The sequence below is a fragment of the uncultured Bacteroides sp. genome (assembly GCF_902491285.1).
Taxonomy (GTDB): Bacteria; Bacteroidota; Bacteroidia; order Bacteroidales; family Bacteroidaceae; genus Bacteroides.
In genome coordinates, this window is sequence record NZ_CABUHK010000044.1 from 36,050 (window position 1) to 46,553 (window position 10,504).

Sequence of the window (10,504 nt, forward strand, 5' to 3'; positions counted from 1 at the left end):
AACATTCAGCTTATGACACTGGATTATATCTATCACAGCGGTTTCGCCATCGAAGCGGAAGGTGTGACCGTTATCATTGATTACTACAAAGATTCTTCCGAATCCGAACATAACCGGGGAATCGTACATGATTATCTGCTGCAAAGGCCGGGTAAACTGTATGTATTGGCTACTCACTTCCACCCCGATCACTTCAACCGTGATATATTGACGTGGAAAGAACAACGTTCCGACATTCAATATGTTTTCTCCAAAGATATTCTGAAATCACACCGCGCCAAAGCTGAAGACGCTTTCTATATTAAGAAAGGAGAAACGTACGAAGATGATACAATCCGTATTGACGCGTTCGGCTCGACGGATGTCGGCAGTTCGTTCCTGATTCATCTGCAAGATTGGAGTATCTTCCATGCCGGCGACCTGAACAACTGGCATTGGAGTGAAGAATCCACCGAAGCAGAGATACGAAAAGCCAACGGCGATTTCCTTGCAGAAGTTAAATATTTAAAAGAAAAAGCGCCGAACATTGATTTAGTACTATTTCCGGTGGATCGGAGAATGGGAAAAGATTACATGAAAGGGGCAAAACAGTTCATCGAACAAATAAAAACTACTATATTTGTGCCCATGCACTTCAGTGAAGATTATGAAGGCGGCAACGCGCTTCAAAGTTTTGCCGAAAATGCAGGATGCCGTTTTATCAGCATCACCCGTCGGGGCGAAAGTTTTGAGATTACCAAATAAACACATTATAATTATGAATAAGTTTACGATTCTGTTTCTTACCCTGTTCCTCGCATTGCCGATGGCAATGAAGGCAAATTCTGCAAAAGATAAAAAAGACGATACCAGATATCTTGTAGGGGCTGTTCCCGAAGTAGATGGTAAAGTAGTATTCTCCAAGGAATTCCAAATTCCCGGAATGAGCCAGGCACAAATCTACGATACGATAATGAAGTGGATGGACGAACGCCTGAAAGAAAATAAGAACGTCGACAGCCGCATCGTCTTTTCCGACGAAGCCAAAGGTACGATTGCCGGCGTGGGAGAAGAATGGATTGTGTTTAGTTCCAGCGCATTGTCTTTGGACCGTACATTAATCAATTACCAGATTACGGTTACTTGCAAACCCGGCAATTGCTTGGTAGAACTGGAAAAGATACGCTTCACCTACCGTGATACTGAAAAATATAAAGCGGAAGAATGGATTACCGACAAATATGCGCTGAATAAAGCAAAGACTAAATTGGTGCGCGGATTGGCTAAATGGCGTAGAAAAACGGTAGATTTCGCTGATGATATATTTATGGATGTAGCCGTAGCTTTCGGAGCACCGGATACTCGCCCAAGAGCAGAGAAAAAGAAGAAGGAAGAAGAGCAAAAGGCTCCGTCAATCGTTGCAGCCGCAGGCCCGATCGTCATTGGTGGTGCAGATGCGAAGACTGACATTAAAGTGACGACAGGAGAACCTGTCCAAAATACTGTTCCTGCCGCAACTCTTACTCCTGCTACTCCCGTAGGCAAGGCTTCAGCAGATATGCCGGGCTATACAGAAGTTAATTTGAAACAGATTCCGGGCGAAGTATACGCGTTGATGGGAAGCGGAAAATTAGTTATCAGTATCGGAAAGGATGAGTTCAACATGACAAATATGACTGCCAATGCCGGTGGTGCGCTGGGTTATCAGTCGGGCAAGGCTGTGGCTTACTGCACGCTTTCACCCGAGCAGTCTTATGATGCCATAGAAAAAGCGGATAGTTATACTCTGAAACTCTATGCTCCGAACCAAACAACTCCTTCGGCTGTTATCGAATGTAAGAAACTGCCTTCACAAACTGCCCCGCAAGCCGGACAACCGCGCACATATGTCGGAGAGATTGTGAAACTCTTAATGAAACAATAAGGAAAATTGCAACAATGGAAATAAAAAGTAAATTTGACCATTTCAATATCAATGTAACCAACCTGGAGCGGAGCATTGCTTTCTATGAGAAAGCGCTCGGCTTGAAAGAACATCACCGGAAAGAAACTTCCGACGGTTCGTTCACGTTAGTCTATCTGACAGACAGCGAGACAGGCTTTCTTCTGGAATTGACCTGGCTGAAAGATCATACCGCTCCGTATGAACTGGGCGAGAATGAAAGCCATCTCTGCTTTCGTGTAGCCGGTGATTACGATGCAGTCAGGGCTTATCACAAGGAAATGAATTGCGTATGTTTTGAAAATACTGCCATGGGGCTTTATTTCATTAACGACCCGGACGATTATTGGATTGAGATACTTCCACAGAAGTGACTGGAGGCGCGTTAAATTGCCCTAATTATAATATTCCCCCTGCCATATAGCTATGACAGGGGGAATTTATTTAAAGAAAGTGTTTCACTCTCTTATCAGTCATTTAACAAATACATAACAGATGCCTAAAACACTTGCTGCTACATAAATACATCCGGGAACAAACAGTTTACATAATAATCTTGTAAGAGGCATAGTGGAAAATGCTAAAATATTATCCGGAGTCTTCGGATTGCATATAACTGTTACTTTATCTCCTACGTGAGGTGTCTTTTGAGAATATAACTTCTGAGAATAATTAGCCGTTTCCACGATAAAATCATATGTGGCTATTCGGCGATGCATTTCTTTCTCTTCATCCGATTTATACTCCACTATAGGACAATTCGCTGTAATAGCACCATCATCGCTGCCATAAGTCTTAGTCTCTACCTCCACAACTCTTCCATGCATCTTCGTTCCGCTATTCTTCATTATAGAAACAAACATCATCCAAACCATCACCGTCCTTAACACCAAGGTAATTCCCTTAAATAGTAGTATAATTGCCGCTACGCAAATAATAATATTGATTACCACGATATTTACTTTTTATGTCGATTTGCTCTTTTTTTACGGATATCCGCTTTCATCTTTGCAGCCCCCGAACCGTGTTGTCCACGAATATAGGTTGCTTTTTTCGCTTTCGTTTTCACTTTTTCCTCTTCTTTGGGTTTATCTTTCTTACCTTTAAAAACGATTCCACCCATTATTGCTTCTTCAATACTCATATAATATAAATTATTAATATCCACATTTACAACGGCAAAGATAATCCTTTTCTACGGATTTATTTATCTTTGCCGACTAAAACAATATATAACCGTCAATGGCAACAATAACTCTTTCTACAGAAAAGGATCCGATGGGAGCCGCTATTTCTGATTATTTCAATCATCGCAGAGCTGACCGCTTACGAGTATTTTCTTCTCAATTCGAAGAAGATGAAATCCCTGTCAAGGAACTGTTCCGCAATACCCAATCCATGCCTATACTAGAACGTACCGCTCTACAAATGGCTACAGGGCGGATATTAGATGTGGGTGCAGGAAGCGGTTGCCATGTATTGGCACTTCAGGAAGTGGGAAAAGACGTATGTGCCATTGATATTTCTCCGCTATCTGTCGAGGTCATGAAACAACGGGGAGTCAATGACGCCCGTCTCGTCAATCTCTTTGATGAAACATTTACTGAAACGTTCGATTCTATCCTGATGCTGATGAATGGTTCGGGAATTATCGGAAAGTTAAGTAATATGCCCGGTTTCTTTCAACGGATGAAACGCCTCCTTCGCCCCGGCGGCTGCATATTAATGGACTCCAGCGACCTTCGTTATCTTTTCGAGGAAGAGGACGGGAGCATAGTCATTGATTTAGCCGGAGATTATTACGGAGAAATTGATTTTCGGATGCAGTATAAGGATGTAAAAGGGGATACATTCGATTGGTTATATATCGATTTTCAGACACTTAGCTTATATGCGTCCGAATGTGGGTTCAAAGCCGAACTGGTAAAAGAAGGCAAACACTACGATTATTTGGCAAAGCTCAGTCTCGCCTGAATAATCCAAGATGAATATAGTGACGGTATGCAGTAAGGATAGTGACGCTATATAACAGAAATAGTGACGCCATCCTGATGTGATAGCGTCACTATTTTTATATGGTATAAACCACTAAAGAATAGCTGTATATTACTTCAGCATTTCATCAATCATCTGCACAAGGGAAGCAAACTCTTCCTCATTATACAAACGAGTCAATTTTACGATTTTCCCTTCTTTATCTATCAGCACATTTCTTGTTATGCCGGATTCACGCAAGGCATATTTTGCGAAAATATCAGCTCCCGGATCTAATCCTAACGGATAAGTGACTCCTGTAGATTTGGCAAAAGCAAGCACTTTATCAAGCGGTTCGTCACGGTCAATGCCAATCAATGCAAAATCAGCATTGTCTTTATGTTTCAGCCAAATATCTTTTTCAATAAATGGCATTTCTTTCCTACATACGCCACACCAACTCGCTGTAAACTGCAACATCACCACTTTCCCCCGAAGAGAAGACAAGCTTACCTGTTTACCATCGGTCAAGGTAATAGTGAAATCGGGAGCCGTCTCTCCTACCCGAACGATATATCCTGTACTATCCGCTTCGGCAATCACCGTTTCCGAAGTCACTTCCACGCTATCCGATACTGTTTCAACGCTCGCCGTTCCCTTCTTCTGACCGGAACATGCCAATATACTTATGGCTAAAAATGCCATTCCACACACATTCGTAATTCTCTTTTTCATCTTCTTATAATCATTAGTGAGACTACAAATATAAAAAAAGTGCGCGACGTATTTGCATTTTTAGAATAAATTCATACCTTTGCACCCGCAAAAGAAAATAACGCCTCTTTAGCTCAGTTGGCCAGAGCACGTGATTTGTAATCTCGGGGTCGTTGGTTCGAATCCGACAAGAGGCTCACTAATAAAAAAAGCTGTTTATCAATACGGTAAACAGCTTTTTTATTTAATCCTTATGCTCAAGACTTCTGCCTACGGAATACGATATATTCAACTAAATTCCGATATATTTCGATGCAAAGATAGCGAAATGTCCAGGCATAGGGAATTGTAATTCCAATTGTTTAATAAAAACAAGTATTTCCCTAAAATCAATTTAACCTATTACAAAACGATCAATCCATGTGGAACACTTCCGGCAAAGGAATGGATACCGGCGAATTGTCCGGGTTCACTTCCATGATGTCCGCCATATAATCCCACCATTTCCGTACAATCTCCGTATTGCCCAAGTCCTGCGAACCTGCGTCCCCTTCCGTCTTTTGGAAGGCGAAAAGGATATTCGTCTCCTTGTCCCAATAAATGGAGTAATCCGACACACCGTTCTTGGAAAGCAATGCCTTCAGTTCAGGCCAAATGGCGGCATGTCTCTTTTCATATTCGGCTTCACAGCCGGGTTTCAAATACATTTTAAATGCTTCTCGTTTCATGGTTTCAATCTATTTAAAGTTAATCTTTCTTTTCTTCCGTGTCGATAGCAAAAATAGGTGCTGTCGTCTTTTGTTTCACCTGGTAGTATTGAACGGCACTGTCATTCATCTTCGGATATTGATTTTTCAACAAGCGAATCATTTCCGCACCTGCCCAAAGAACCGGTCCGTAACCATGAGCCGCATATACATTGACCGGACGGTAATAGTAAAAAGCAGGGTCGAAAGCCATTCCCGTACCGACACAGGTGCCTTCCACTTGCCCCTCCGCATTTATCTTGCCGGCTACGGCATGCCATCCCAGATGAGCAACCGGTCCGTAAGCAATGGCGTCAATCCATCCTTTATTGATGGCGTGTGCCAGACAGTATACATATATTGCAGTAGCGGAAGTTTCCAGGTAAGAATCATTCCGGTCGAGCAGTTGGTGCCAAAGTCCCTCTCCGCTTTGCAAGGCTGTCACTCCACGTACATGAGCCCGGAAATAATCCATCACTTTCGCACGTTGAGGATAATCTTCCGGTAGAACGTCGAGCAGTTCGCAAGCCGTCAGCATAGCCCAACCGTTGGCGCGCGCCCAACAAAAAGCAGGATGATCGCTACTGCTTTCCACCCAACCGTGGCGATACAGTCCTTTTTCGGGGATAAACATGCGGTCGGCAAATTGCAGGAATTGTCTCACTGCTTCTGCCAGATATTTATCTTTTTGCTCCTTGTCATAATAACTCATTTGTGCTACTGCCGGAATACCCATAAACATATCATCCAGCCAAAGAGTGTTATGCTGCGGACGGTTGCGTGCAAAAGTTCCATCTGCCAGACGATACTCTTTATTTATGATGAAATCAAAATAATTACGTATCAGTTCATCCACAGGAAGCGAGGGATCTTTCAAACGGACTTTCACCATCGCTGCGCATACGGCTCCCGCATCATCCAGTGCGTGCGGAGTGAGGATTTGAAGCAACTGCGGGTCCGTTGTCCCCTTTTCTTTATAAACACGCTTGAAATGCGGTGCTACTTCGGCCAGAAAACGAAAACGATTCTGTACATAATCCATATAGCGTATGTCGCCCGTAGCTTCGGATGCCGCTATCAAGGCAGAGTAGGTCACTCCCCATTCATAACTTGCCAAACGGAAAGCTCCACGCTCCAGTTGTGCCTCCTCTCCCATCGTTGTATAGTCGGTAATCACTTTACCCGTATTCTTGTCTACCACACGGGCGGGAGTCTCCTTATCTATATAAGCAAATACACGGTCTACCTCTTTCTTTACCTGTTCCGGTGTCAAATCACCATACGTGCCCTGATAAGCAGGTTGCAATAAATGCAAAGGGGTGTTTGAGTCATTCACTACAGTTTTCTTTTTCTGCGCGCTGACAGGCAAAGCTATCAGCAACGAAGCAATGGCTATGATACGAATATTCATATTTTATTTTTTAGGTATTTTACATCCTCTGAATAGGGTTCCCTGCAAATCCGGTCCAAAGTAGAATCCCGGTTGTGTCGGCTGGTTGTAGGCTACGTTCTGGGTAGCGATACTGATGCGATAAACAGGATCCTCCAAAAAGGTGTGGAAGCGGTAATCAGTGGGAATGGTAGAGACATAAAGCCGCAAAGCGGTATTATCGGCTGTGCGCAACAGTACTTCTTCCCGCCAGTCGCCTACAATATCTCCTTGCAGGCAAGGTGTTGCCTTCGTTCCGTTGTTGGAAAGAGCTCCTTCGAAAATGGCTATACGCTCACAGACTCCTTTCTTCCAATTATATTTGCTGACTATGTTTCTATCCAATAGTTCGCGCAGTAAATCACCGTCCCACCAGACAGCCATATTACATGACAATCCTCTGACACGGGCTTTCACCACTTCTCCTTTTATATTTCTTATTCCTCCGGAAGCAAGAGACCACATTTCAACGCCCGGATGGGTCGGGTCAATATCAGCCGCCATGCAACGCCCGACATCTGTACTATCTTTTATCTGGAAAAGTATTTCTCCGGTTGCCGCATCTCTGTACGTACTTCCGTCACGCTTGTTTTCGTGACAGTCCCATACTTGCAATCCTTTGCGAGAAGGGTCGAAATGAGTCAGATGAATCGCGTCCCCATGTCCCATCTTCGTTGTGTACAGCCCTTTGCCGTTATGGTCGATGGCACACGAGCCGTAGATAATCTCATCGCATCCGTCACCGTCTACGTCACCTACCCGAAGGTTATGATTACCTTGTCCGGCATAGTCTTCACAACCGAGATGGTTACTGTCGAAAATCCAGCGTTCTTTCAGTTCCTTTCCATTCCAGTCGTATGCTGCCAATACTGTACGGGTATAATATCCACGACACATCACAACACTAGGATGGATACCGTCGAGATAGGCTACGCAAGCCAAAAAGCGGTCGCTACGATTACCACGATTGTCTCCCCAGTCCATCAGGTTTCCTCTTCCGGTTACATAATCAATCGTTTGCATCGCTTCTCCTGTCAGTCCGTTGAAGACAGTCAGATATTCCGGTCCGGTCAAAATACGTCCCTGTTCATTCCGATAGTCAGCTTGCGCATTTCCAATTACTTTTCCTTTTCCGTCCACTGTTCCGTCGGCGGTTTTCATTACTACTTCCGCTTTACCGTCACCATCGAAGTCAAACACCATAAACTGGGTGTAGTGTGCACCAGCACGTATATTACGTCCCAGATTAATGCGCCATAAATGTTGCCCGTTTAATTTATAACAATCGAAATATACCTCTCCGGTGTAACCGTCATGCGAATTATCGTGTGCGTTCGACGGATCCCATTTCAAGATAATCTCATATTCCCCGTCACCGTCTACATCGCCGATACTGGCATCATTAGGAGCATAGAAATAACTTTGCCCTGCCGGAGTCGTACCGTTTTCAGGACGATTCAGCGGGATGTTCAGATAACCAGCCGGAGCATCGGACGGCAATTGATAACAGCTTTCCGTTTTTGATTGGATAGCTTTGACGGTATAAAGTACGGATTCCGTACCTTTATATATATCCTGAAAGAAAGTCGCATTTCTTATCGGATATTTGTTTACCTTTTCACCGTTTCTATAAACATCAAAAGATTCGTCCATCGGGTCGGAGGACAGATAACGCCAAGACACGGCAACAGTAGATGGATTCTCTCTGATGGCAATTACACCGCGTCCCAAATGTTCGCGTTTCAGTTTCGAAAAGTCATAGTTCGGCTGCGCCACTACAAAAGCAGCTATCAGACACAGACTTAAAAAAGCACTTATGCATTTCATAGTTTTATCGTTAATCAATTTACAACACAAAAGTAAGCGGCACAGCCTACTTATAAAATAGAATATTGTACAGATCTATGTAGAAATCATCATATAGCCCACTTTTAAACCGCATTATAACTACCTGGTGAACAAAAATGAATATATCTGAACGGAAATCCATTGAAAAAGAAAAGTGCGTCCCTTATCTTTGCCAATGAAAATTAGAATGAACACCCAATTAATAAAACAGAATTATTTCACCATGAAGAAATCACTACTCTCATTCTTTACAGTAACCCTTCTTTGTCTTATGACAGGAAAGCCGGTCATGGCACAAGAGTTACCTGCACAAAAAGAGACTTTAGAGACTATCGTAAAAGTAAACGACTACTTTATGAAAAAGTATGCCGATTACACATTGCCTTCTTTCTATGGCAGAGTTCGTCCAAGCAATATATGGACGAGAGGCGTATATTATGAAGGATTAATGGCTCTGTATGGCATTTACCCTCGTGAGGATTATTATAAGTATGCCTACGATTGGGCTGATTTCCACAAATGGGGAATGAGAAACGGCAATACGACCCGTAACGCAGACGACCATTGCTGCGGACAAACGTATATCGACCTTTATAATATGTGTCCGTCCGATCCGAATATGATCCGGAATATAAAAGCAAGTATCGATATGGTAGTCAACACTCCGCAGGTGAACGATTGGTGGTGGATTGACGCTATCCAGATGGCAATGCCAATCTACGCTAAGTTTGGAAAAATGACCGGTGAACAGAAATACTACGATAAGATGTGGGATATGTATTCTTACACTCGTAACGTGCACGGAGAAGCCGGAATGTATAATCCTAAAGATTGCTTATGGTGGCGCGATCAGGATTTTGATCCTCCTTACAAAGAACCGAATGGAGAAGATTGCTACTGGAGTCGTGGAAATGGCTGGGTATATGCAGCTCTTGTACGGGTATTGGATGAAATCCCTACTAATGAAACACATCGCCAGGATTATATAAATGATTTTCTCGCTATGAGCAAGGCACTTAAAAAATGTCAGCGTGAAGATGGTTTCTGGAATGTGAGTCTTCATGATCCGACGAACTTCGGAGGCAAAGAGACTTCCGGAACAGCGCTGTTTGTATACGGTATGGCTTGGGGAGTCCGTAACGGACTGCTCGACCGCAAAGAATATCTTCCCGTCCTTTTAAAAGCATGGAACGCTATGGTGAAAGATGCAGTACACCCGAACGGATTCCTGGGATATGTGCAGGGAACAGGCAAAGAGCCTAAAGACGGACAGCCGGTTACTTATAAGAGTGTGCCCGACTTTGAAGACTACGGAGTCGGTTGTTTCCTGCTTGCCGGAACAGAAGTTTATAAATTAAAATAACATACACAGTTTTTTCATTAGGTTTAAAGATAATCATTCATTAGGTTTAGTTAGAGGTTAGTTAGTAGCTAGTTCCCTCACTGACTGTTTAGACACCGGTCAGTGAGGGATTTCAAAGAAAACAGATTCATGAAAAACAAATTATTCCCGTATATATGTTGGCTGATGGCCATTACATTTAGTTTGCAACTGCAAGCACAAAATAAAGTTTCCGCTCCCATGGCAGATGTCAATCAGGTAATTGACAACACGCTGGACAGCCTGAATAAAGCACGTACCTCGCGACCGGAAGCCGGTTCGAGCCGGAAAGGTGACAACCCTGTTCTGTTCCTGGTAGGTAACTCTACCATGCGTACCGGAACTTTAGGAAACGGCAACAACGGACAATGGGGATGGGGCTATTATGCAGGCGATTATTTCGACTCTAACCGGATTACTGTAGAAAATCATGCACTGGGTGGAACCAGTAGCCGTACTTTCTATAACCGTTTATGGCCGGATGTAATCAA

Annotated in this window: 11 protein-coding genes, 1 tRNA gene and 1 pseudogene; 7 read left to right on the plus strand and 6 right to left on the minus strand. The window is 43.4% G+C overall.

The features are described from left to right. The first annotated feature begins 12 nt into the window (after positions 1-12). From RDN93_RS12590 to RDN93_RS12600, 3 genes are read left to right on the plus strand one after another with little or no spacing between them, the layout of a single operon-like run. The gene (locus tag RDN93_RS12590) at positions 13-744 is read left to right on the plus strand and encodes an MBL fold metallo-hydrolase (RefSeq protein WP_308745863.1); all 732 of its coding nucleotides are present in this window, start codon (positions 13-15) and stop codon (positions 742-744) included. A 13-nt stretch (positions 745-757) separates the two neighbouring features. Further along, the gene (locus RDN93_RS12595) at positions 758-1,903 is read left to right on the plus strand and encodes a DUF4468 domain-containing protein (protein WP_308745864.1); all 1,146 of its coding nucleotides are present in this window, start codon (positions 758-760) and stop codon (positions 1,901-1,903) included. A gap of 14 nt (positions 1,904-1,917) precedes the next feature. Beyond that, positions 1,918-2,295, plus strand: coding sequence for a VOC family protein (locus RDN93_RS12600; RefSeq protein ID WP_308745865.1), 378 nt, complete (start codon positions 1,918-1,920; stop codon positions 2,293-2,295). 99 nt (positions 2,296-2,394) lie between these two features. On the opposite strand, the gene RDN93_RS12605 is transcribed toward RDN93_RS12600, so the two are convergent. Both RDN93_RS12605 and RDN93_RS12610 read right to left on the minus strand, forming a co-directional pair. Then, on the minus strand, positions 2,395-2,874 hold the full coding sequence (locus RDN93_RS12605; protein ID WP_308745866.1) for a DUF3592 domain-containing protein: 480 nt from the start codon (positions 2,872-2,874) through the stop codon (positions 2,395-2,397). Positions 2,875-2,879: 5 nt separating this feature from the next. Further along, the gene (locus RDN93_RS12610) at positions 2,880-3,065 is read right to left on the minus strand and encodes a hypothetical protein (RefSeq protein ID WP_022136515.1); all 186 of its coding nucleotides are present in this window, start codon (positions 3,063-3,065) and stop codon (positions 2,880-2,882) included. Positions 3,066-3,163: 98 nt separating this feature from the next. Between RDN93_RS12610 and RDN93_RS12615 the strand changes: the two genes are divergently transcribed. After that, positions 3,164-3,895 carry a class I SAM-dependent methyltransferase gene (locus RDN93_RS12615; protein ID WP_308745867.1) on the plus strand — a complete coding sequence of 244 codons (732 nt, stop codon included), beginning with the start codon at positions 3,164-3,166 and terminating at the stop codon, positions 3,893-3,895. A gap of 132 nt (positions 3,896-4,027) precedes the next feature. Here the strand turns inward: RDN93_RS12615 and RDN93_RS12620 are convergent, their stop codons facing one another. Continuing rightward, positions 4,028-4,630, minus strand: coding sequence for a TlpA family protein disulfide reductase (locus RDN93_RS12620; RefSeq protein WP_308745868.1), 603 nt, complete (start codon positions 4,628-4,630; stop codon positions 4,028-4,030). A gap of 102 nt (positions 4,631-4,732) precedes the next feature. Between RDN93_RS12620 and RDN93_RS12625 the strand changes: the two genes are divergently transcribed. Then, positions 4,733-4,806: transfer RNA gene (locus tag RDN93_RS12625), tRNA-Thr, on the plus strand. Between the two features lie 216 nt (positions 4,807-5,022). On the opposite strand, the gene rhaM is transcribed toward RDN93_RS12625, so the two are convergent. From rhaM to RDN93_RS12640, 3 genes are read right to left on the minus strand one after another with little or no spacing between them, the layout of a single operon-like run. Continuing rightward, complete coding sequence (gene rhaM, locus RDN93_RS12630) at positions 5,023-5,337, minus strand: L-rhamnose mutarotase (protein WP_308745869.1); 315 nt, start codon at positions 5,335-5,337, stop codon at positions 5,023-5,025. Positions 5,338-5,356: 19 nt separating this feature from the next. Further along, on the minus strand, positions 5,357-6,766 hold the full coding sequence (locus RDN93_RS12635; protein ID WP_151923280.1) for a glycoside hydrolase family 105 protein: 1,410 nt from the start codon (positions 6,764-6,766) through the stop codon (positions 5,357-5,359). 3 nt (positions 6,767-6,769) lie between these two features. Next, entirely contained in the window at positions 6,770-8,611 is a 1,842-nt protein-coding gene (locus RDN93_RS12640; protein WP_308745870.1) for a rhamnogalacturonan lyase, read from the minus strand. Positions 8,612-8,855: 244 nt separating this feature from the next. Between RDN93_RS12640 and RDN93_RS12645 the strand changes: the two genes are divergently transcribed. Then, positions 8,856-9,995 carry a glycoside hydrolase family 88 protein gene (locus tag RDN93_RS12645; protein ID WP_008775427.1) on the plus strand — a complete coding sequence of 380 codons (1,140 nt, stop codon included), beginning with the start codon at positions 8,856-8,858 and terminating at the stop codon, positions 9,993-9,995. Positions 9,996-10,124: 129 nt separating this feature from the next. Continuing rightward, positions 10,125-10,504 (plus strand): annotated as a pseudogene (locus tag RDN93_RS12650) (rhamnogalacturonan acetylesterase); the annotation flags it as partial.

Coding starts and splice junctions, on each gene's coding strand:
- RDN93_RS12620 (WP_308745868.1), bottom strand. CDS start 4,630: ATGAAAAAGAGAATTACGAATGTGTGTGGAATGGCATTTTTAGCCATA.
- RDN93_RS12595 (WP_308745864.1), top strand. CDS start 758: ATGAATAAGTTTACGATTCTGTTTCTTACCCTGTTCCTCGCATTGCCG.
- RDN93_RS12635 (WP_151923280.1), bottom strand. CDS start 6,766: ATGAATATTCGTATCATAGCCATTGCTTCGTTGCTGATAGCTTTGCCT.
- RDN93_RS12645 (WP_008775427.1), top strand. CDS start 8,856: ATGAAGAAATCACTACTCTCATTCTTTACAGTAACCCTTCTTTGTCTT.
- rhaM (WP_308745869.1), bottom strand. CDS start 5,337: ATGAAACGAGAAGCATTTAAAATGTATTTGAAACCCGGCTGTGAAGCC.
- RDN93_RS12590 (WP_308745863.1), top strand. CDS start 13: ATGACACTGGATTATATCTATCACAGCGGTTTCGCCATCGAAGCGGAA.
- RDN93_RS12610 (WP_022136515.1), bottom strand. CDS start 3,065: ATGAGTATTGAAGAAGCAATAATGGGTGGAATCGTTTTTAAAGGTAAG.
- RDN93_RS12600 (WP_308745865.1), top strand. CDS start 1,918: ATGGAAATAAAAAGTAAATTTGACCATTTCAATATCAATGTAACCAAC.
- RDN93_RS12615 (WP_308745867.1), top strand. CDS start 3,164: ATGGCAACAATAACTCTTTCTACAGAAAAGGATCCGATGGGAGCCGCT.
- RDN93_RS12640 (WP_308745870.1), bottom strand. CDS start 8,611: ATGAAATGCATAAGTGCTTTTTTAAGTCTGTGTCTGATAGCTGCTTTT.